Source organism: Vreelandella xerophytica, assembly GCF_968048975.1.
Genome location: NZ_OZ309106.1, coordinates 2,724,303 through 2,745,978, shown reverse-complemented (window position 1 = coordinate 2,745,978; position 21,676 = coordinate 2,724,303). Strand labels below are relative to the sequence as shown.

General features: G+C 60.5%; 18 protein-coding genes and 1 tRNA gene. 9 read left to right on the top strand and 10 right to left on the bottom strand.

Annotated elements, in window-relative coordinates:
- Nucleotides 1-273: 273 nt before the first annotated feature.
- Nucleotides 274-705 (top strand): hypothetical protein, encoded by a 432-nt coding sequence (locus ACWF8S_RS12875; RefSeq protein WP_447553730.1) that lies wholly within the window; start codon nucleotides 274-276, stop codon nucleotides 703-705.
- Nucleotides 706-944: 239 nt separating this feature from the next.
- A complete protein-coding gene (locus ACWF8S_RS12870; RefSeq protein WP_447553729.1) occupies nucleotides 945-1,139 on the top strand; it encodes a hypothetical protein in 195 nt (64 codons plus the stop codon).
- Between the two features lie 117 nt (nucleotides 1,140-1,256).
- On the opposite strand, the gene ACWF8S_RS12865 is transcribed toward ACWF8S_RS12870, so the two are convergent.
- From ACWF8S_RS12865 to ACWF8S_RS12840, 6 genes are all read right to left on the bottom strand, one after another.
- On the bottom strand, nucleotides 1,257-2,663 hold the full coding sequence (locus ACWF8S_RS12865) for a sigma-54-dependent transcriptional regulator (RefSeq protein WP_447553728.1): 1,407 nt from the start codon (nucleotides 2,661-2,663) through the stop codon (nucleotides 1,257-1,259).
- A gap of 11 nt (nucleotides 2,664-2,674) precedes the next feature.
- Nucleotides 2,675-4,120, bottom strand: coding sequence for an ATP-binding protein (locus ACWF8S_RS12860; protein WP_447553727.1), 1,446 nt, complete (start codon nucleotides 4,118-4,120; stop codon nucleotides 2,675-2,677).
- 34 nt (nucleotides 4,121-4,154) lie between these two features.
- Complete coding sequence (locus ACWF8S_RS12855; protein WP_447553725.1) at nucleotides 4,155-5,336, bottom strand: PQQ-dependent sugar dehydrogenase; 1,182 nt, start codon at nucleotides 5,334-5,336, stop codon at nucleotides 4,155-4,157.
- Nucleotides 5,337-5,410: 74 nt separating this feature from the next.
- Entirely contained in the window at nucleotides 5,411-6,286 is an 876-nt protein-coding gene (locus tag ACWF8S_RS12850; RefSeq protein WP_447553724.1) for an AEC family transporter, read from the bottom strand.
- 72 nt (nucleotides 6,287-6,358) lie between these two features.
- Nucleotides 6,359-7,270 carry a LysR family transcriptional regulator gene (locus tag ACWF8S_RS12845; protein ID WP_447553722.1) on the bottom strand — a complete coding sequence of 304 codons (912 nt, stop codon included), beginning with the start codon at nucleotides 7,268-7,270 and terminating at the stop codon, nucleotides 6,359-6,361.
- Nucleotides 7,271-7,474: 204 nt separating this feature from the next.
- A complete protein-coding gene (locus ACWF8S_RS12840) occupies nucleotides 7,475-9,688 on the bottom strand; it encodes a TonB-dependent receptor domain-containing protein (RefSeq protein ID WP_447553721.1) in 2,214 nt (737 codons plus the stop codon).
- Nucleotides 9,689-9,966: 278 nt separating this feature from the next.
- Between ACWF8S_RS12840 and ACWF8S_RS12835 the strand changes: the two genes are divergently transcribed.
- Genes ACWF8S_RS12835 through ACWF8S_RS12820 form a run of 4 tightly spaced genes read left to right on the top strand, consistent with a single transcriptional unit; the run spans nucleotide 9,967 to nucleotide 13,933 of the window.
- A complete protein-coding gene (locus tag ACWF8S_RS12835; protein ID WP_447553720.1) occupies nucleotides 9,967-10,929 on the top strand; it encodes an ABC transporter substrate-binding protein in 963 nt (320 codons plus the stop codon).
- Between the two features lie 56 nt (nucleotides 10,930-10,985).
- Nucleotides 10,986-11,954: a FecCD family ABC transporter permease gene (locus tag ACWF8S_RS12830; protein ID WP_447556597.1), complete on the top strand. Its 969-nt coding sequence runs from the start codon at nucleotides 10,986-10,988 to the stop codon at nucleotides 11,952-11,954.
- Between the two features lie 42 nt (nucleotides 11,955-11,996).
- Nucleotides 11,997-13,127 (top strand): FecCD family ABC transporter permease, encoded by a 1,131-nt coding sequence (locus ACWF8S_RS12825; protein WP_447553718.1) that lies wholly within the window; start codon nucleotides 11,997-11,999, stop codon nucleotides 13,125-13,127.
- On the top strand, nucleotides 13,124-13,933 hold the full coding sequence (locus tag ACWF8S_RS12820; RefSeq protein ID WP_447553717.1) for an ABC transporter ATP-binding protein: 810 nt from the start codon (nucleotides 13,124-13,126) through the stop codon (nucleotides 13,931-13,933). The genes ACWF8S_RS12825 and ACWF8S_RS12820 overlap by 4 nt, the downstream gene beginning before the upstream one ends.
- A gap of 3 nt (nucleotides 13,934-13,936) precedes the next feature.
- Here ACWF8S_RS12820 and ACWF8S_RS12815 read toward each other — a convergent pair whose 3' ends face one another.
- A complete protein-coding gene (locus ACWF8S_RS12815; protein WP_447553716.1) occupies nucleotides 13,937-14,512 on the bottom strand; it encodes a hypothetical protein in 576 nt (191 codons plus the stop codon).
- A gap of 127 nt (nucleotides 14,513-14,639) precedes the next feature.
- On the opposite strand from ACWF8S_RS12815, the gene ACWF8S_RS12810 reads away from it, so the two are divergent.
- Nucleotides 14,640-14,716, top strand: a tRNA-Ile gene (locus ACWF8S_RS12810).
- A gap of 37 nt (nucleotides 14,717-14,753) precedes the next feature.
- On the opposite strand, the gene ACWF8S_RS12805 is transcribed toward ACWF8S_RS12810, so the two are convergent.
- Together ACWF8S_RS12805 and ACWF8S_RS12800 are read right to left on the bottom strand one after the other, a co-directional pair.
- Nucleotides 14,754-15,863, bottom strand: coding sequence for a hypothetical protein (locus ACWF8S_RS12805; RefSeq protein WP_447553715.1), 1,110 nt, complete (start codon nucleotides 15,861-15,863; stop codon nucleotides 14,754-14,756).
- Nucleotides 15,864-15,905: 42 nt separating this feature from the next.
- Complete coding sequence (locus tag ACWF8S_RS12800) at nucleotides 15,906-17,762, bottom strand: 3'-5' exonuclease (protein ID WP_447553714.1); 1,857 nt, start codon at nucleotides 17,760-17,762, stop codon at nucleotides 15,906-15,908.
- Between the two features lie 209 nt (nucleotides 17,763-17,971).
- On the opposite strand from ACWF8S_RS12800, the gene ACWF8S_RS12795 reads away from it, so the two are divergent.
- Nucleotides 17,972-18,505 carry a glycoside hydrolase family 24 protein gene (locus ACWF8S_RS12795; protein ID WP_447553713.1) on the top strand — a complete coding sequence of 178 codons (534 nt, stop codon included), beginning with the start codon at nucleotides 17,972-17,974 and terminating at the stop codon, nucleotides 18,503-18,505.
- 208 nt (nucleotides 18,506-18,713) lie between these two features.
- Here the strand turns inward: ACWF8S_RS12795 and ACWF8S_RS12790 are convergent, their stop codons facing one another.
- Nucleotides 18,714-19,265, bottom strand: coding sequence for a hypothetical protein (locus tag ACWF8S_RS12790; protein ID WP_447553711.1), 552 nt, complete (start codon nucleotides 19,263-19,265; stop codon nucleotides 18,714-18,716).
- A 266-nt stretch (nucleotides 19,266-19,531) separates the two neighbouring features.
- Between ACWF8S_RS12790 and ACWF8S_RS12785 the strand changes: the two genes are divergently transcribed.
- Entirely contained in the window at nucleotides 19,532-21,670 is a 2,139-nt protein-coding gene (locus ACWF8S_RS12785; RefSeq protein ID WP_447553710.1) for a TonB-dependent siderophore receptor, read from the top strand.
- Nucleotides 21,671-21,676: the final 6 nt, after the last annotated feature.

Sequence of the window (21,676 nt, the reverse complement as noted above, 5' to 3'; positions counted from 1 at the left end):
CGGTGTGTCACAACGCCTCCGGTTACACGGTCAACTAACGATACATGTGTCATTTTGATCCCTCTTGTAAGTAGCTTAGATTAAACCTTGAATAAGTGAATTGTTTTTATAAATTAATGATTTTATGGAATAAAAAAGTATATTAAGGTTATGTGGCACGCGCCATGTATGTGTCTTGATGAATTCAAGGTTTCGGGATACCAGGGAATGGGTATCAATGCCAAGGAGGGCAGATCCTGAAAGCGATCGATCGATTTTATGGAGGCAGGTCTTATGGATAAGCAAGGTAAACCGACGTTTAAGCGTAAATCTCTCATTACGCTGGGTTTGTTGGCTACAGTGACCTCACTCACGCTGGTTGGCTGTGGTAATGACGATGAAGAAGAAATGCCGCCCGCCCAGCAGCCGGAGACCATGGAACAAAATGGTGGGGCTCTGGACAATGATCCAGCTATGGACAATGATCCGGCCATGAACGATGAGCCAGCCATGAACCAGGGTTCAACCACGTCACAGCCGGCCACGGGTAACTCCACCATGACGGATCCGGGCCTTGAAGATGACGCGGCTACTTCTCAGGAACCCATGCCAGGTGAGCAGTCGGGTGTAATGAATGATCAGGATCCGGAAGAGAACCCAGGCTTTGGTGATGGCACCGAGCCCATGCCGGGTTCCGTCGATGAAGGCGAAACCACGACGAACTAATTTTATACCGCTCCCTACGGTGATGAATCGGCCCAGCTGTCTGTTCCCTGCGGCTGCTCCACGCGATTCATCACCATTTTCCCCGCCCTTGCGGGGTTTTTTTTGGCGCATAAAAAAGGGTCGAGCGCGGCGCCGGGCTCACGCCAGCTGGTAAAAAACGTCAACCGGCGCTACGTTGAATAGGCCTGGTCTAGGCATATCACTTCAAGGATTGTGACGACAAGGTCAAGGAGAAAGACATGGCTACAAGACGCAATAAACATTTCACGGCGCTGTTTCTGAGCGCTTTACTGGCATTGGGTACTCTGAGTCTGGTTGGCTGCGGCGACAACGACGCACCCAACTCCAATGCCGAGCCTGAAGAAGAGCAGCCCATGGGCACAGGTCCGATGTCGAATGACGATGCGGGCGAAACCCCGAGTGACGACGTCTAGGGAAAATTGCCCAGCGTGCGGTAGCCCACCGGTAACTCGAAAGGATTGATCAATGGCCAAGCAGCATTCACTGCTTGGCCATTATTTTAATGAGGATCTTGTGTCGCTGACGCGCCTTCAGGTCTGCTCGCCGTCATCCTCAAGACGCCTGTAAAGGGTGCGCCGCGCAATACCCAGTACTTCTGCCGTGCGGCGCTTGTTGCCGCCGGTGGCCTCCAGCACTTTACGAATATAGCGCTTTTCCACTTCCTCCAGGCTTGGCCAGCGCGCTGGCGCCGGGGCCGGGGCCTGGGTGCCGGGGAGCACTTCGCCGCTCAGGGTAGGGGTCAGCTCGACACTCGACTGGGTGCTGGCGTGTTCACGAAGACGTTCGGGCAGATCGCCATGCTTTAATACCCCCTCTTCACTGAGCGTTACCGCACGCATCACCGCGTTTTCCATCTCGCGTACGTTACCGGGGTAGGGGTAGCTCAGCAGCGTATTGAGTGCCTCTGGTTCGATCTGTTCGATCTGCTTGGCCTGGGATTCGGCGTGCTTGTCGATCAAGGCAAAGATCAAGTGCTCGATATCGCTGCCCCGCTCGCGCAGCGGCGGTATTCGAAGCGAAAACGTCTCCAGGCGATAGAAAAGATCGCTACGAAAATTCTGCGCTTCGATCTCCTTGTCCAGATCGCGGTGGGTGGCGGCGATAATGCGTACATCCACCTTCTCCTCGCGCTCGCCACCTACCGGGCGAATGGTCTTTTCCTGCAGCGCCCGCAAAAGTTTCGCCTGCAGGTTGATCGGCATTTCGCCGATTTCATCCAGAAACAGGCTGCCTCCCTGGGCACTCTGGAAAAGCCCTTTGCGCGCTTCATTGGCACCGGTGAATGCCCCTTTCACATGACCGAAAAACTCGCTTTCCATCAAGTCGGCGGGAATGCTGGCGCAGTTGACCGGTACAAAGGGCGCCTCGCTTCGTGGGCTTTCCTGATGAATGGCGCGGGCGAGGAGCTCCTTGCCGGTGCCGCTTTCCCCCAGAATGAGAATGGGCGCGTTGCTTTTGGCAAGCCGGGAGGCGTCGTGGAAAAGTGATTGCATGGTGTGGCTCTTGCCTACGATGCCGTGAAAGTGATTGATCTCGGAATCGTGGGAGAGTGCCAGGCGCTGACGTTCCAGAACGCGAAATACCGCATCGCGAATGGCGTCGAGATCCAGCGGCTTGGTCAGAAAGTCATCGGCACCCAGCTTGAGCGCCTCGACGGCCTGGTCGATGGTGCCGAAGGCGGTAATCACGATGATGCCCAGCTCAGAGCCGCTCTGGCGCAGCTGCTGGAGCAGTTGAATGCCGGAGATGCCGGGCAGGCGCACATCGGTAATCATCATGGCCACCGACGTATGGCTTAAAAGCGCAATGGCTTCCTCGGCGCTTGAAACGCCCAGGGTGTCGTAACCGGCGTCGTGCAGTTCCTCTTCCAGAAGCTCACGGATCGCGGGGTCGTCTTCGACAACCAGTAACGGTAAAAGGTGTTCCTGATCGGTCACAAACGTTTTCCTCAAGCGGATGCGGTTTCAGTCAGGGGCAGGGATATTTCAAACCCCGCGCCCCCCAGGGCGCTGTCGAACACGCCAATCGTCCCGCCGTGGTCATTGATAATGCGGTGTACCATCGAAAGCCCCAGGCCACTACCCTGGCCTACGGGCTTGGTGGTAAAAAACGGGTCAAATACCTGATGGTGGTGCGATACAGGAATGCCAGGACCATCGTCTTCTACCCAAAGCGTCATTTCATTGCCTTGCTGTTCGGCGCGTACCTGCACAAGACTGACATCGGGCGCCTGGGCGGCGTTGCGTAGCAGGTTGGAGAGTACCTGCACGATCTGCTGGCCGTTGACCATGACCCAAAGCTCTGGCGTGGGGAGCTTGATATCCAGCTGGATGCCCCGTGGTTCAAGCTCTTCCTCGACCAGCTCGCTTGCGCTCGTAACAAGATGATCGAGAGACTGCTTGCCCTTTTCCACATTGTGCTGGCGGCCAAGCTCCATGAGCTGGCGCACGATTTCGACAATGCGCTCCACCTCGCCACGAATACGGCCCAGCCGTGCTCTTTCATCGTCGCCAATGACGTCGCGACGCGCCAGGCGCTGGGCCTGGCCATTGATGACGGTAAGCGGCGCGCCGATTTCGTGCGCGACACCTGCAGCCAGCACGCCAAGCTCCGCGAGCTTCTTGGACTTGCGTAGCCGTTTTTCAAGCTCGATTTCACGCCGGCGGCGAGCATCGATATCCCGGTCCTTCTCGGCCATGGCGTCCAGCATGCCGTTCAGCCCCGAGGCCAGGCGGCGGTATTCCACCGGTCCTTCCACGTTTGCTCGTTGGCTACGGTCACCGTCTTCTATTAATAGCATAACACGCAAAAGCCGGTTCAAAGGGCGCTCGATGTAGCGCCGAAATCCCCACCAGATGCTGAGCACGATCCCGCCGGCCCCGATGATAAATACCAGCACCGCCACGATGCTGATGAACCCGGTGTAGTTCTCGATGCCGGTATTGAGCCGGTTCACCTGCAGTACACCGTACACGGTACCGTCCTGGGTGCGCAGCGGAATCAGCGCGGAGTAATAGGTCCAGCCATCGAGTTGACGATAATTGCTGTAGAGGTCGTCGCGCTCGATGACGCTTTGAATCTCGGTGGGGGTGAAAAGGTTCTTGCCCAGCCCCAGCCCGTAGATTTCGCGGCCCTGCCCATCGAATACGTAGGCGCCGTAAATCCGGTGAAACGAAAACGCCGATTGCAGGGCCTCTTCAAGCGGGGCGGCGCTGTCCCGGGCCACGGCGTAGCTCAGTGAGGTGCTCAGCGCCCGGGTAATGATTTCAACCTCGGTTTGAAGCTTGGAGCGTACGTTATCTTCCAAGGCCTTGATCGCCACAAGACTGAACACCACGAGCGCGACGAAAAGCGGCACGATCACCGTTAAAATCATTAAGTTACGTAAGCGCATCGGGTTCTTGTCTTCCAGTAGTGTCGTTGGGCGACTATTCCACAGGGGCCAGGCGATAAAGCCCGCCCTGGTCGCTGTCGGTCAAAAGGTAGATGTTGCCATCAGGGCCCTGGCGTACATCACGAATGCGGCCCACCTGGCCTTCCAGCAGTACTTCGCTGTCCGTGATGCGCTCATCTTCGATGACAAAGCGTTCAAGCTTTTCACTGGCAAGGCCACCGGCCAGCAGGTTGCCTTGCCAGTTCGCAAAGCGTTCGCCGGCCACCTCGGCAAGCCCGGAAGGTGCAAAGCGCCCGTCGAGAGCGTACGCGGGGTCGGTCATGCCGGGCATGGAGGTCTGGCCGAACGGCTCGTTGGTAGCGTAATCGTTACCCAGGGTGACTTCCGGCCAGCCGTAGTTATGGCCGGGCTTTATCAGGTTCAGCTCATCGCCGGTGAGAGGGCCGTGTTCGGACACCCACGCCTGGCCGTTGTCGCGCACCACCATGCCTTGAATATTGCGATTACCCAAGGAGTAGAGCTCGTCGAGTGTGCTTGCGTCATCGACAAAGGGGTTGTCCTCGACGGCGCTGCCGTTCTCGGTCAGGCGAAGGGTGGAGCCTGCGTGATCATCGCGTGCCTGCGCCCGGCTGGGGTCGGAGCCGCGGTCGCCCACACTCATCAGCAGTGTGCCATCAGGGAGCCAGGCCAGTCGCGAACCGTAGTGGCGCCCGGGGCCGGAGGCGCGGTCCTGCTCGAACACGTGCTCCACTTCGCCCAGACCTTCGCCTTCCCAGCGTACCCGGGAGAGCGCAGTACGCGTACCGCCATCGTCGGGCTTGCTCCAGGTGAAGTAGATCCAGTCATGCTCGCCGTCACCGAAGGCCGGGTGCAGTACGACATCCAGCAGCCCGCCCTGACCATGAGCGCTTACCTCGGGCATGCCGCTCAATACCTCGACGCTGCCGGTGTCATTATCCACCAGGTTTAGCCGCCCGGCGCGCTCGCTGACCAGAAAACGCCCATTGGGCAAAAAGGCCACCGCCCAGGGGCGCTCCAATCCTTGCGCCACGCGTTCGATGGAGAACGTGGCGACGTCGGTCTTGACCGAATCGTGCGTCATCTCGGCCTGAACGCTCCCCAGCCCTCCCAGCAGCAGCAATCCGCCTGCCAACGGTGAAGCGCAGCGGCGAAGGAGTGACGAGGTTGGCGCTTGCGGTACGGGCGATGTCGACATGAGGGCTCTCCGGACGGGGGAATTATAATTAATTTAGCAGTGACTGTATCCAGAGCAGTAGGTTCCGTCATTCCCTACATCATCAGCGCCAGCAGTGCGGGAAGGTAGATAAGCGCCAACAGGGTCGAGCAGAAGACCAGGCTTGCCACATAGGCAGGCTCGCGCTTGGCGCGCTGGGCGAAAAGGTAGTTGAACACCGCCACCGGCATGCACATCTGAATGACCAGGATGCTCTGGGCAAGAGGGGGCAGTCCCAGAAGGCTTGATATAAGCCAGGCGGCTGCGGCGGCCAGCGGAATGCGCACCAGGCTGAAGCCGATACCCGAGCGCAGGCTTTTCACCTGAATGCTGGCAAGGGATACCCCGAGGGTGATCAGCATGAGCGGTACGGTGAACCCGGACATCAGGTCCACCGTGTTGGCGAGCCAGGCCGGCAGCGCCGTATCGGTCAAAAGCAGCGTCATGGCGATCACGATGGCGTACACCGTGGGGGTTTTCACCAGAGTCTTGAGCGGGTTGCCTTGGCTGCTAAGAATCGCTCCCAGGGTGAACTGGAAAAGCGAGACAGTCACCATTACCGTAATGCCGTAGGCAAACCCGGCGCTACCGAAGGCGTAGAGCACCACGGGAAGGCCCATGTTGCCGGTATTGGGATACATCATGGGCGCCAGAAGAACCCGCCAGTCACGGCGCAACAGTAGCGCCACGCCAAAAGTGGCGACCCCCATCAGGCTGATCACAAGTGCTGTGGCCAGCATGGTTCTACCAAAGGTGCTGGCATCGATCGAGGCACCGGCCAGTGAGGCAAGTACCAGTGACGGCGTGCCGATGTTGAACACCAGCCGAGTGACGAATTCGATAGGGTAGGGCTGGCCCAGGCGAACCCAGAAAAAACCGAGCCCGGCACCGGCGAGTACCGGCGCCATGACGGCGAATAGTTCAACGAGCATTGAGCGTCCTTGGCAAGCGTACGTCGCCTATTGTCGGCAATAACCGCTCAGGCTGGCAAGACTTCTCCTGGATCAGCTGTCAGCAACCTCGGCGTGCCACTGAGGGGGAACTTGCTCGCGCAGGAAGTCGAGCAGTGCCTTGACCCGGCGGGAGTGGTGGCCGTAGGCGTAGAGCAGGGTGATCGGCAGAGGGGCCGGCTCCCAGCCTGGCAGACAGTGTACAAGTTCCCCGGGGTGATACGCCTCGCGCTCGGCGACCAGCCAATGAGGTAAAAGCCCGATGCCTTGACCAGAGGCAATCGCATCAATATGCATCACGGTCAAATCGACCCTCAACCGCGAACGTGGCGGGCTGAACACATACTCCTGGGCGCTGTTGTAGAGCGCCAGGCCGGTCGAGGCGGTATCGAGCAGATCAATCCAGGCGTGCTGGCCGAGCGTATCGGGATGTGCAAGGGCAGGCGCATGAGCGAGGTAACGAGGGCTTGCGTATAGTCCTCGGGTCAGCTGGCCCAGGCTTTCCTGGTTCAGACCGCACTCCTCCACGGCGCCGAGCCAGACGTGAACGCTGTTGCTGTGCATTCGCTGAGGCGGCGTTTCGCGGGTATACAGCGTCAGCTCGATACCCGGGTGACGGTTCAGGAAGCTGTCCATCACGCCTGCCGCCCATCCCCGTGCCAGGGCACCGTGTACTTCCAGGGTCATCTTGCCGCTAATCTCCTCGCGCAGTTCCGCCAGGGCTTCGTGACTTTTCGTCGCCATGGTCAAAAGCTCGCCGCAGTACTGGTTGAAGAGCAGTCCCGCTTCGGTGGGAATCAGCCGGTTGGCCTGGCGTCTGAGCAGCGGCTGGCCCAGGCGTGTCTCCAGTTGGCTGATGCGGCGGCTAAGGGTGGACTTGGCAAGCCCCAGACTTTGAGCGCTGCGGGTCAGGCTACCGGTGGTCATTACGTTTGAGAAGGCGGCGAGTTCGTCGAAGTCGTACATGAGAAGGCCCGCAGGCTAAAAGGAGAGTGTCATTGTGCCAGTTAGGCATGCAAATGAAAATAAGAGACATTTGTGTTAATGGTTGTCGAAGGCACCGCTTCATTCATTGAATGCAAGATAAGGTAAAGGAATAAAAAAGCCCCGGCGCGGGCCAGGGCTCAAATCAGCAAGCGTCGTCGAGGAGCATTGACGACACGGCAAGGATCAGAAGTCGTAGGTGGCGGAGAGCCAGTAGCTGCGGCCATCCAGTGCAACCCCATCGGTCGCCCGGCCGGTTTGTGTATAGCGGTAGGCGATGTAGGTATCACCGTTGTAGCCGTAGGTGTCGTAGTCGGTGAAGTCCTTGTCGAGCAGGTTGTTGACCCGGCCGGTGAGGCGAACGTTGTCCGAGAAGCGGTAGGAGGAGCGCAGGTGGAATAGCTCGTAGCCATCCAGCTTGTTGCCCACCTGCTCGACCAGCGCAGCGGAGTTGCCAGTGACGTTGTCGGTAAAGCGGTCGCGCGATGAGTAGTACTCACCTTCGAGCGTGGTCGTCCAGCGCTCGTTGATCGCCCAGGAAAGATCCGCGGTCAGCTTGTGCTTGGGCGCGTTGGTCAACGCCTGGCCTTCGTTATCGCCGGAAGTCACTTCGGTGTCGGTATAGGTATAGCCGCCGCTGATGCTCCATTTGGGTGCGAACTGGTAGCGGCTGGTCAGCTCGATGCCGCGGGTTTCGGCGCGGTCGACGTTGATTTCCTGGCTGAAGCTATCCTGGGTGGTGAAATCGCCCACGCTGATGCAGTTGGCCACATTGGCGAAGGGCTGGTTGCCGTTGTTGTCGATGAACTGGCAGTTCGGAAGATCGTCGCCGTTGGCAATACGGTCGCGGAACTGGGTAAAGAAGACCGTCGCCCCGGCGGAGAAGTTATCCAGGTTATCGTAGATCGCGCCGATTTCGTAGTTGGTGCTCTTCTCCGGCGAGAGGTTGGGCGAGCCCAGGCTTGCCGAGAGCCCCTGGTTGCCAAAGCCGTTAACGCCGTCGTGCAACTGGTTCAGCGTCGGTGTCTTGTAGCCCTGGCTGATGCCGCCCTTGAGCGTCCACTCGTCGGTCGTGTTCCACACCAGGTAGCCACGCGGGCTGAAGTGGCCCCCAAAGGCGTTGTGGTTTTCATAGCGTCCGCCCAGGGTCAGTGCCAGGTCGTCGCGTAAAAACCACTCGTCCTCGAGAAAGACCGCCCAGCTCGACTGGCTGAATTTTTCATTGCCTGCAGTGGCGTCGATCAGCTCGGCGTCGATGTACTGCCCCCCCACGGTGACCATGTGATCCTCCAGCGGGGCGACGAATTTGGCGTCCACGACGATATCGCGGTTTTCCAGCTGGCGCGGCTCGCCGCCCTGGGCCACATAGCCGTAGGCCGGGGCGTTGCCGGTGGGTAGCGTACGGCCAAGGCTCTCGGTTTCGTTGCGGGTAATGCTGGTGTCCCAGGTGCCGGCATCCAGACGTGCTGAGTGGCCGAGGGCGATCTGGTCGCGGTTGAAGCGAAGCTCATCCTCGTAACCGAAGTAGGCGTCCGGGTCCGGCGTTTCGCAGTCGCTGCGGCGCAGGCCATCGAGGCTGCCCAGACGGCAGTCGGAATTATCGTAGGTCTGGCGTGCGCGCTCGGCGTCGAGCCAGATTTCGTGGGTATCGTCCGGGGTAAAGCTCAAGCGCCCGCCCAGGGAGTAGATCCGCGCCTCGCCGGGGCGGGGGTCGCGACCTACACTGTTTTCCACCATGCGTTCGGAGCTGTCGCGGTCAAATACGCGTCCGCGTAGCTGCAAGCCTAGCGTGTCCTCTACCAGCGGGCCCGAGGCGTAGAGGTTGAGCGCTGAGCTGTTACCTTCATCCCGGTCCTCCTGAAAAGAGTTCTCCACGTTGACTGAACCTGCCCACTCGGTGCCTACCCGGCGGGTGATGATATTGATCACACCGCCCATGGCGTCGGAGCCATAAAGCGTCGACATCGGCCCGCGAATGACCTCGATACGCTCGATGGCAGAGAGCGGGGGCATGAAGCTCGTGGAGGTTTCACCAAAGCCGTTGGGTGTGACATCACCGGACGTATTCTGACGGCGCCCGTCGATCAGGATCAGGGTGTAGTCGCTGGGCATGCCGCGAATGGAGATATTCTGCCCGCCGGTCTTGCCGGTGCCGGCCCGCGTATCCACGCCGGGGATATCGGAAATGGCTTCGGCAATGTTGGAGTACTGATTCTGCTCGAGCTCTTCACGCGTGACCACCGAGATACTGGCCGGCGCGTTGTTGAGTGTCTGCTCGTAACCGGCTGCGGTAACGACCAGGTTGTCGAGGTTGCTGACGCCTTCCTGGGCGTGAACGTTGCTTGCGCAGGCGCTCAAGGCAACTGCGCTGGCAATGGTGGTACGCGTAAAACGAGACATTGAAGAACCCTTGCGATAAAAGCGGCGATCTTGTTAATGAGACTTGTTATCAAATGATAGCGGGATTCTAGAAATAATAGTTCCCGATATCGAGAAAAAATTCTGGAACATGCCGTTGCATCAATTACAACGCAGGTGAAAAGTGGCGTTGTATCCTGCTTGCACGGCTCACCATCAACCGTCAGTGCCAGCAATAGAAAAGCGCTTTGAAAATTGGGTAATGCAATTGCTTTTGAGAATCGTTATTATCAAAGCCAATAACGAACAGGAGAGTTTCAATGACGGGAACAGGTCGCGGGGCACGGGGTAACACGGCACAGCGTTTGGGTATGGCCGGCGCGCTGATCGGCGCACTTCTAGCGGGCCACGCCCAGGCACGTACGCTGGACACCGCTTATGGAGAGGTAGAAGTTGAAGGCACTCCCGAGCGCGTAGTGACCGTTTACGAAGGGGCGTTGGATACCGCCATCGCCGCGGGCATCATGCCGCTGGGGGCGGTCACCACGCGCGGCGGCACGGACGTTGCCGACTACATCACCGAGTACTTCACCGAGGACTTCGATGCCGAGCGCCCGGAAGTGGTGGGCGTGGTGCGCGAGATCAACATCGAAGCCGTACTGGCCCAGCAGCCGGATCTGATTCTGGCCGCTGCCCAGCTCCCTGAAGAGCAGTACCAGCTTCTTTCGCGTATCGCGCCGACGGTCGTACCTCCGACCCAAACCTTCGAGCCGGACAACTGGGAGGCCGAGGCGCGGCTGTTCGGCGAAGCCCTCAACCGCCAGGAGGCAGTAGAGGAGGCGATCAGCGCCGTGGACGAACGCGTTGCCGAACTCGCCGAGCGAATCGGTGAGAGCCATCCGGACGAACACGCCTTCGTGGTGCGCTGGATGCCCAATGGCGCCATGGTGATGTCGGAAAACCTGATCGCCACCGGGCTTCTCAATCGGGTGGGCATCAGCGTCAGCGACGCGGACCTCGTCAAGGAAGGCAGCGCCCACAGCGATGTCTTGAGCCTCGAGAATCTCTCCATGATCGACGGCGACTGGCTGTTTCTGGCTACCCTCAATGATGAAGGCCAGCAGGCGCTGGACGCCGCCAAACAGAGTACGGCGTTCACCCGTTTGAACGTGGTGCAGCAAGACCGGGTCGTGCCGGTGGACGGCCAGCTCTGGAGCAGCGCCAGCGGCCCACTGGCGGCGCAGGCCATTCTGAACGATATCGAAACCGCGCTGCTGCCGTGACCGGCATTGCCTATGCGCTTCGCGGGGCGGTCGCGCGCCGAACGCCCCGCACCCTGATGCTTTACCTGCTCACCGCCCTCGTGGCGGTGAGTGTGTTGAGCCTGTTGATCGGGGCGGGCAGCGTCGGCCCCGCACGGGTGCTGGCGCTTTTGCAGGGCAGCGCCGATGGCGAGGCGCGTTTTGTGGTATGGGAACTTCGCGCCCCACGCACGCTGATCGGCATCGTCGTCGGCATGGCGCTGGGCATCGCCGGGGCACTCTTGCAGGCGGTATCGCGAAACCCGCTGGCCGAGCCTGGCCTTCTGGGGGTAAGCGCCGGCGCCGCCTTTGCCGTGGCACTTGCGCTGGTGCTGGGGGCGAGTGCGGCAACGCTGCGTATCTCGGTGGCCCAGCTCGGCGCGCTTGTTGGCTGTATCTGCGTACTCAGCGTGGCGCGCTTTCGCGGCGTGGGCAACGACCCGGTGCGCCTGGTGCTGGCCGGGGCAGCGTTCTCGGGGCTTCTGGGCTCGCTGACCGCGCTGATCCTGCTTTATGATCAGCGCGCGGCGGACGAGATTCGCTTCTGGGTGGTGGGAAGTCTTGCCGGACGGCGCATCGAGGATCTGATCAGCGTGTTGCCGAGCTTGGCCGTGGCCGCCTTTCTGGTACTCGTCACTGCCCGGCCTCTGGCGGCGCTGGCGCTGGGTGAGCGGGCCGCCTCCGGGCTTGGCCACCGGCCCGGTTTGATTCGCTGGATCGTGATCGGCTGTGTGGCGCTTTTGGTCGGTGCAGCCACCGCGATCGCCGGGCCCATCGCCTTCGTGGGACTGGTGGTGCCCTTCGTCGCCCGGGCGCTGACCGGGCCGGACATTCGCCGCACGCTCTGGTTCTGTCTGCCCGTCGGGCCCCTGATCGTGCTGAGCGCCGACATCATTTCGCGCATTCTGGTGGCGCCCTCCGAGCTTCCGCTGGGTGTTCTGACCGCGCTTTGCGGCGCGCCGGTGCTGGTCGCCGTGGTTCGCGCTCGGCGTTTACCGATGCTTTAATAAGGCCCCCTTTAGTGGCAGCGGCCTTTTACATGGTTGACTATGGCAACGAAAACGACAGCCACCTCCGAGTATCTGACGGAGTTCTCCTCCCGGTACAGCGGCGTGGGTAGCGCTCTCGACAGGGTATCGCCGCCCGGCTACTGGCGCCTGGCGTGGCACGCCCGGGGGCAGGCGTATAGCGTACTGTTCGAGCGGCGCGCCGTGGCGGTCAACCTCGGGCTTTTTCTCGCGCTTCTAGTGGCCGGCGTCATCTACCTGAGCATGGGAAGCGTACCGCTTTCGCCGGCGGACGTGATGTACGCGCTGGCAGGCCAGGGCGACATGATGACCGCGTTCATGGTCAACGAACTTCGCCTGCCGCGCCTGGCCGCCGCCTGTTTGACCGGCGCCGGCTTCGCCCTGGCAGGCATCCTGATGCAGACTTTGGCGCGTAACCGCCTGGCCACCCCCGGTATCATCGGCATCGACAACGGCGCGACCGCCTTTGCCGTGGCCTCGGTGATCGGCGTGGGTACCGCCATCGCGCCGCCGCCCATGGCGCTGGCCGGGGCGGCCACCGCCGCCGCCATTACCTTCGGGCTTTCTGCGGGCAGCGGCACCCAGGGGTATCGGTTCATCGTGGCGGGCATTGGTGTGGGTGCCGTGTTCGGCGCGATCACTCAGCTCTTTCTGGCCCGGGTGCCGATCGATGACGCCAACGCTGCCTACCCCTGGACCATCGGCACGCTCAACGCCCGCTCCCCGGATGCGGTGCTGCTGCTGGCCCTGGGGCTGGCGCTGGGTATCGTGCTGGCTTTGGTGCTGGCCCGCTCGCTGACGCTTTTGCGCTTCAAGGACGCCGTGGCCAGCGGCCTGGGGGTAAAGGTCAGGGCTTGCCGTGTTCAGGTGCTTGCGCTTTCCGTGGTGCTCACCGGGCTTGCCGTCGCGGTGGCCGGCCCGGTGGGTATGGTGGCGCTCATCGGCCCGGAAATCGCCCGTTCGCTTTCCAGTTCACGCCACGTGCCGGTGCTGGCCGCCACGCTTGCCGGGGCGCTGGTGATGGTGCTGGCGGATCTGGCCGGGCGCACGCTGCTCGCGCCGGTCGAAATACCCGTGGGCATCGTCACCGCCGTGGTGGGTGGCCCCTGGCTTTTATGGATCTTGATGCGCCCGCAACGGAGCCGCCCATGATTGATGCGACCGATACCCCCACGCTTGCCACCCAGGCACTGAACATGAGTTACGGCACGCGCCGGGTGATCAACGAACTGGGCCTTCATCTGCCCGCTAGCAAGGTGACCGCCATCGTCGGCCCCAATGGGTGCGGTAAATCCACGCTGCTCTCGGGACTGGCCCGGCTGCACAAACCGGACAGCGGCGCGGTACTGCTCGACGGCGCCGACGTACAAGACCTGCCCGCCAGGGAGCTTGCCAAGAAGCTGGCACTCTTGCCCCAGGAAGCCGTGGCGCCGGAAGGGCTCACCGTGACCGAACTGATTCGCTTTGGCCGCCAGCCCCACCAGGGGTGGCTGCGCCAGTGGTCGCCGGAAGATCAGAAAATCGTGCAGTACGCGCTCACCGCCGCGGGCCTCGAGGCCCTGGCGGACCGCCCGCTGGAAGCGCTCTCCGGCGGCCAGCGCCAGCGTGCCTGGATCGCCATGACCATCGCCCAGCAAACGCCGCTGCTACTGCTGGACGAGCCTACCTCGGCGCTGGATCTGGGCCACCAGATCGAGGTGTTCGAACTGGTGCAAAAACTGGCAACCCAGGGCCGCACCGTGGTGATGGTACTGCACGACCTGGCCAGCGCCTGCCGCTACGCCGACCACCTCATTGCCATGTGCGAAGGACGCATCGTCGCCGAAGGCCCGCCTTCCGAGGTGGTTACCCCGGCCTTGGTGCGCACCCTTTATCGGGTGGAGTGCACGCTGCTCAAGGACCCGGATACCGGTAGCCCCTTGCTTGCCAACGTGCGCCGGGCCACCGCGAAGGAGTGAGCGCTAGCGGTTGACCAGCAGGGCATCCAGAGTCACCGGTACGTGATCGGCAATTTGCTGATAGCCCAAAAGCGACATGACAGTGCGCACCGTGTTGTTCGCCATCAGGGTGCTGCCATCCAGCGCCATGGGTTCGGCGTGGGTCACCCGCACCTGATTCAAGCCTTCGCGGGTGAAGCGAAGCGGCACGTCTTCCTGGCGGTTGACCCCGTCGGTCTGCACACGAAAGGTCAGGGTTTCCACCATCGTCTCACCGATATCCAGACCGTCGAGGCGCTCCGGCGGCATCTGCGCGGTCAACGTCACCAGCGTGGAATCGGTGAGTAGCCGCGCCCAGACCGGCAACTCGCCAAAGCGCGAGAGCAGATCGGTCTGGCTGAGTTTCAGCGGCAGGCGCAGGGTGCCGTCCGGCGAGATCTCGCCCTGCAAATCACGCACCTGATGGTGATGGGTCTGCGGCGTCGGGCCGTCGAGCTGGGTAATGGTCGCCTGTACCTGGGACTGGCTCGAATCCAGCTGCCAATCCGCGTACACCGGCATCGCCAACACCAGCGGTAAAAGAGCAAACAAGGCTTTCATGGCATGTCTCCATAGTAAGGACTCATCAGCAGACTCGCCCACAGCGCAAAAGTGCCGCAATAAGATCAAGATAGCGCCCCAGGGGTAGCCTCGCCCGGCCACATTCGCTATGATATGCACGCCTTTCGGGCCCATAGCTCAGTTGGTTAGAGCAGGGGACTCATAATCCCTTGGTCGTCCGTTCAAGTCGGACTGGGCCCACCAATTCCTTTCCTGATTTCTCGTTCCCGAAAACGAGCTTTCAAGCAATCTTCCAAACCTGTTTCAACCGCCCCACCGTATGCTCCCACTTCGGCGTCGTCGGCTTGCACACCGTGTTCTGATTGCCAAATAGCCCCACTTCGCGAAATGCCGCCATCGCGGGCACGCTTTTTATCCAGCGAACTGGCACGAGGTACTCCAGCGTGTCTTCGTCATCAGACACATCCGCAGGGTGTAGGTGGGGGTAATCGGCCGGAGTCGTTACTTCGCACAGCTCTTGAAGACCGTCCGCCGTATCGACCATGAACTCATCCGCCCGTATACGCTCGCCGGTCACTTCCGCCACGCCGACGTAGCCGGTTTTGGGAATGTTGACCCAGACCCGATCGCCTTCGGAAAGCAGGTTGAGGGTCTTGGAGTACCAGTAGGCGCCGCCACCGGCGATAAAACCAAAACGGCGCGCCAATTCCCAAGGCCGATCATCGCCAAACGAGGCGTAGAACTCGCCGTTCCACGGCGCCTTTTGCGCCTTGCGCGCGGCGGGCTTGGGCGGCTCGTCCGGGTCGATCATCCAGGCGCGGCTCAGGTAGTGGTTGCCGCCGTCTTCGAACGCCGAGAAGAACATCGCGTTGATCGAAAGCTGAGCGTGGTCATTCAAGTAGTTGATGATCCGCTCACTGCTGGCGTCGAGCCGTGTCGCCACCACCACCATCTGGTGGCTGTCATTGAGCGAGACGTCATCAAGCGGTACGCCAAACTTGGCGGAAAAGGCATCTTCCAGAGTCGGGTGAGGGCGTGGATAGCGCTCATTGAAGGCCTGGTAGATATCGATCAACTGATAGTCGGCCAAGGTGACGACCCAGCTGGCGTAGACGATGGCTTGGGCGACCACGTCGCGGGGCGTTTTATCACGTTTAAGCTCGATGATGATCACGTTACCGTTGGCATCCAGCGCGAGCAGGTCGATGAGCTTATCGAAGCCGGTGCGCACCTGACGGCCGATCAGCAGCCAGTCCCGGTTGAGGATCGAGACATCCTGCATGATCTGATCTTCCAGCTTCCCCTCGTCGGCTAGCCCCATAGGGCGTAGTTTTTGCGGTGCCTCGTCGGTATCGCTTGCCAGCTTCCAGATGCCTTGTTCGATCGCCATTCAGGTGCCTCGCTCACAGGTGATATAAAAAAGCCGCTACCTTCAAGCCGCCGCCAGCTCGCTCAGCCGCTCGGTGTACCAGTTTTCCTTGCTGCTGGTCACCATCAGGCGGCGCCGGGCACGGGTCATGCCTACGTAGAGCAGACGCGCCTCCTGAGCCTGTTTTTCCTCATCAAGACTGAGTGCCCCAAGCCCGCTGAGCAGTACCGTGTCGAACTCTAGCCCCTTGCTGCTTTGACGGCTGAGCAGTACTACCTCGTCGGCTTCCAGGTCGTAGCTGCGCTTGTCGGCAGGCGTTTGCAGGCAACGGCAAGGAATGCCGGCGGCCTGCAAGGCTTTGTGGAAGAGCTTTCCTTGGGCGTTGCTGGTATAGACCACGGCAATAGTGTTCAGCTCGCTGCCTTGGCGCTGCCACGTCTGAATGCAGTGCACCAGATAGCGTGCCTCGAGATGGGCATTATCGAAAGCGCGAAATGCCGGCTTGGGCCCACTTACCCCGGCCACTTCCGGGGTGATCAGCGGTATATGGTCATCGTCGGCCTCACAGGCTTCCAGGAAGTCTCGTGCAAAATCGTAGGCGAACGTAAGGATTTCCCGAGTATTGCGATAGTTCAGTTTGAGAATGGTGGTGCGCCCACGGGCCTGAACACCGGCCGAAGAAAGCGGAAATTTCAGCGCGCCTTTCTGGTAGATGGACTGGGCATCGTCGTAGAGCAGCAACAACGAGTTGGTGTCCGGGTCGATCATCTGTACCACCAGCTTCAGCCACTCGCGCTCGAAGTCGTGGCCTTCGTCGATCATCACCGCAGCATATTGCGCCCGCGGAATGCGCGACTCGTCGACGGCTTGAATCACGCTTTCCACTTGGCGCTCGTAGGCTGGTTTGCTGCCTGTCAGCAGGTCGACGTTATAAGTCTTCAACTGCTGGCCGCACCACTCATGGAAGTGGTGAACCATCACTTTGTCGGCGATACCTTTTTCGGTGATAAAGCAGCGAAGCCTTGCCGCCAGAGTAATATTGAAACACAGCACTAAAATCGGTTTGCTCGTTGCCTGGGCCAGATGCAGGCAGCGGTAGCCAAGGATCAAGGTTTTGCCGGAGCCGGCCACGCCGTGAATCACCCGGTGGCCGTCGCCCATACTGCGCGCCAGCTGCTCCTGATGAATGTCCATGACGCGCACGATATTGGGCACGACCTCCGTGGCCGGTGCGGCATTGGTCGCTTGTTCCTCGTCGTCACCGAACAGATCCCCGGTCGGGGCGTCGATGCGCACCTCCGGGAAGAGCTGCCAGCGAATCCGGTCGAGCTGGGGGAGAGTGAGCTTCTCGCCAAACTGGTAGCCGAACATGCTCCAGAGGCGCTGCTGAAACGCTTCGGGGTCGGTGGTGGGGGCCATCTCGTCCTTACAGATCACCCGGTGGCCCGGCAGTACGAGCTCTTGCTCCGCCTCGGAAATGGCCTTGTTCCACTGCAGGCGTGTGATGTTGGGAAAAAAGACGCCATGCCCGTAGGGAAAGCAGAGCTTGCCCTGATAGCGCTTATCGCTCTGGATCAGCTGCGGGTCGCGCTTTAGTTGATCAATGGCGGCAAAGGCGCATTGGCGCGCTTGAAATAGCGGATTGCTGACCGTTTTGCGCCCTTGTTGGGTGTCGATCTCGACGCTGTCCGGCGTGATGGAGTGCAGGGTTTCGATCTTCCAGTCCTTGACCTCGAGAAACAGCAGGCCCCGCGCCGGGTGCAGCACGATGAAATCCGGATAGCGGCGCTGGCGCCCCAGGGGAATGTCGTACCAGACGATGTAGTCGTCTTCCAGCAGGCTGTCTAGGCGTTGCGCTACGCGACGTTCGCCACGGGTCATGCGGGGAATGGTCGTCAGTGCTGGAATGAACGTGGCCATGGTATCAAGGTTCCGGTATCGGGCCGCTTACCCAATAGTAAATTTTGATTAGATAAGCATTCTAGCCAGCCCGGTAGGCCGCTTCAATTGGAAAGGCCGCTAGAGAGAGGTGGCAGGAGATTAAAAAACGCTTTATCTCAGGTTATCGCCTTGAATGGAAAAGTGTTGTCTTGTCGTCACGTCCGGAATCTGTACAAGGAGAGTTTATCGTGTCTGCACAGTCCCCTGCACACTGGTATGAAGAGGTCGATCTGGAGCGTACCAGGTCGGAATCGTCCGAAAATACTCGCCCGGAAAACGTGACCGCGTTTCTCGATATGCTGGCCCACGCCGAGGGCACCCCGCGCCATGGTAGCGAGAACGGCTATAACGTGCTGGTGGGAGGCGAGGTGTTCGATGGCTACCAGGATCACCCGCGCCGTCTGGTGTCACTGCCCGCTTATGGGATCAGCTCGACCGCGGCGGGCCGCTACCAGTTTTTGGAAGATACCTGGGATGACCTGGTCGACCGAGTCGGGCTGCCCGATTTCAGCCCCGAAAGCCAGAATCAAGCCGCGATAGAGTTGATACGCCAGTGCCAGGCGCTTTCCATGATTCACGAAGGCCGTATTCGAGAGGCCATTGATGCTTGCCGCACCATCTGGGCGAGCCTGCCGGAAGCGGGCTATGGGCAGCGTGAGTTGGCGTCCGATGAGCTGGTTTTAGTCTATCAGCAAGCGGGTGGTGTTAGCGCTAGCGCTTGATAAAGCCAGCGCCAGAAGTGGATCTTGAGTAGATGAAGGGCGAGCCTACGCGGAGCGTTTTTTAACTGTCTTTTCTTTGACACGGCCGGGTGAATAACTCAAAACGAGGCGCCTATGCGCTCTGGCAATCCTTCCCCGGCCAAGTCGGTTCTCTATCGCGCGGCGCTGGTAGCGGCGGTGATGCCGCTTGCGTCCAGCCCCTAACTGCCTAAGGCTCTACTTTGTGTGGAGCGGGCACCTGATGTATGAGGCGCTCTTTATACGCCGCGACAATGACCGCACCCAGCATGCCAAGCGGAATCAGCCAACCCAAAAAGACCGCCGCTATGCCGACCTCGCCCAGCTGGTTCGAGCAGCCAAACCCCCCGAAGCCAAAGGCGCAATGATAGGGCGAGCGGTCCAGCGAAACGATCAGCCACCCCCAAAGCAGCATGCCGGTAAGGGCGGTAAACATGACCGCCGCCAGGCGCTGGTGTTGGCTGAGCAGGGTGCGAATCGTGACCCAGATGAAGATCGCATAAGGCACGATCCAACCCAGTACCGCTAGCCAGTTATGCAACGAGTCCTCGACGAACAGAAAGAGCATGTCCAGGCGTGAGTCGCAGATCAGCCGGCCGGCCCCGTTCAACGCCGTGCGCTGCGCGCTCTGGTAGCAGCTCTCGGGTGAATAGGCCACTGCCCAGAGAGCGAGCCAGCCCAGAAGCAACAGAGCGGCGAACAGAAGTAAACAGCGGTGATTAGATAGTCTGGATAGCGTCATGAGCCCCTTTTGGCAGGTATAAAAAGAAGAGCGATTCTTCGCTCGGTAGCAGCGTTATATCATAAGGTTGCCAGGCGTGCTGATGATCGGGGGGGGCGGGTTCGAAGGCGAGTCATCGGTTACGCCTACCTGATTCGAGAACGCTTTTGCAACGGCCTGTTCCGCTATCGCGGCTTGAGTCGGCCTTGATATTGTGGTTGTGAATAATAATCCGTATCATTCGTCTTAATCACGACGCCTCCTTGCTCTTTAACGAGACCGACGCCATGCTCCGTACGCCTTTCCCCGCCGCGCCGTTATCCGTCGCCGTTCGCCGTTCAATGGTTCTGACTTTGGGAAGTGCGCTTTGCGTGGGTCCCTTGGCTGTGCTGGCCCAGGAGCAACCGGTCGATATGGGCACCACCGTGGTCACCGCCACCGCGCTCAAGGTCGCGACACCGGATATCGAAACCCCTCGGGCGATCTCGACGGTCAGCGAGCAGGAGCTTGAAGACCGCGGCGTCAACAAGTACGACGAGACTTTCCAATACCGTTCTGGTGTCACCTCGCAGCCCTACGGTAACGACAACAACGCCGACTGGTTCTTCCTGCGCGGCTTCAGCGCGGAAAACGCCACTTACCAGGACGGCCTGCGCCTGTTTCGTACCGGCGGCTATTTCTGGTGGATGAACGAAACCTTTGGCCTGGAGCGGGTGGATCTCTTGAAGGGCCCGGCGTCGATTCTTTACGGCGAGGCGCCTCCCGGTGGTGTGATCAATGCGATCAGCAAGCGGCCCACGTTTGAGCCCCAAAGGAATATCACGGTGGAGGCGGGCAACGACGGTCACCGCCAGGTGGGCATCGACGTGTCCGGCCCGGTGGGCGAGCGCGACGACATGCGCTACCGCACCGTAGCGCTTTATCGTGACCAGGACGGCGAGCTCAACGGCAGCGAGAAAGAGCGCTACTACTTCGCGCCGAGCCTGGCCGTGGATTTCAGCGATGACACCACGGTCACGTTTTTGGCCAGCGTGCAGAAAGATGAAGGCACCCCTACCTCGGGCTTCTTCCCCGCTTTTGGCACGGTGAATGAATCACCTTTCGGGCGGATCGACCGCTCCACCAACTACGGCCAGCCCGATTACGACCGTCTCGATCAGCGTCAGGTGGCGCTGGGTTACGAGCTTGAACACCAGATCAACGATACCTGGGAGTTCCAGCAGAACGCGCGCTACACCAATCTCGATCTCGAGCTTAGAAACGTCTACCCGAACTCCTACGTGACGCCGCCACGGGGTATCTCCCGGGGCGTGATCGACCGCGACGGCGAGTACGACGGCTTCAATATCGATAATCGCCTGATTGCGCGCACCTATACCGACAACACCGAAAACATGTTGCTGCTCGGCGTGGATTATCAAAAGCTCGATTTGAACTACACCAACCGCGACAGCTTCCGCACCTTGGGAGACGGCTCGTCGCTGTTCACCAACGTCGACACCGTGGATCTCTATAACCCGGATTACGCCGCGTTCAGCGCGCCGGATACCGGCGACCCGACCCATCACGATGTCGACCGCCGACAGCTCGGTTTCTACGTGCAGGACCAGCTGCGCGTGGCGGACAAGTGGATGTTCCTGGCGGGCGCCCGTTTCGATGACGTCGAAAGCAGTGACGATTTCTCGGATTCCAGCGGCCGCTCCAGCGAGGGTTACGATGACGAGCAGCTCTCGCTCACCGCTGGCGCCATGTATCTAGGGGATAATGGCGTTTCCCCCTATGTAAGCTACAGCGAATCCTTCACGCCGGTGGCGGGCAGCGGCCCGAGTGGCGCAAGCTACGAACCGCTGGAAGGCCGCCAGTTCGAGGCCGGGGTCAAGATCGCGCCCTTCGATGTCGACGGCTACGTCACCATCGCCGCCTTCGATGTCAAAGAAGACAATACCCTGATCTCCACCGGCGCCCCGGTTCAGGAGCAGGCGGGTGAGCGCCGCTCGAAAGGTGTGGAAATAGAAGGGGTGGGGTATTTGACCGATGAGCTTCAACTGATTGCCGCCTACACCTATACCGACGCGCGTTATGACGTCAGCGACGACCAGCAGGACGAGCGCGTGCCGCTGATTCCGCGTCATTCGGCCTCGGCGTGGCTGGGGTATGACATGAGCCGGGCGCTTCCGGGCCTTTCGATTGGTGCCGGCGTACGCTATATCGGTGAAACCGAAGCCAGCCCCGGCAGCAGCGTCGAAGGCAACGTCTCCTCGACCACGCTATATGACGCCATGGCCCGTTATGATATCGACGACAACTGGTCCGCCCAGGTGAACGTCAAGAACCTTACCGACAAGGAGTACGTCAGCGGTTGCGACTTCTACTGCTACTACGGCGATTCCCGTAGCGTGATCGGCAGCATCAGTTACCGCTGGTAAGCCCCG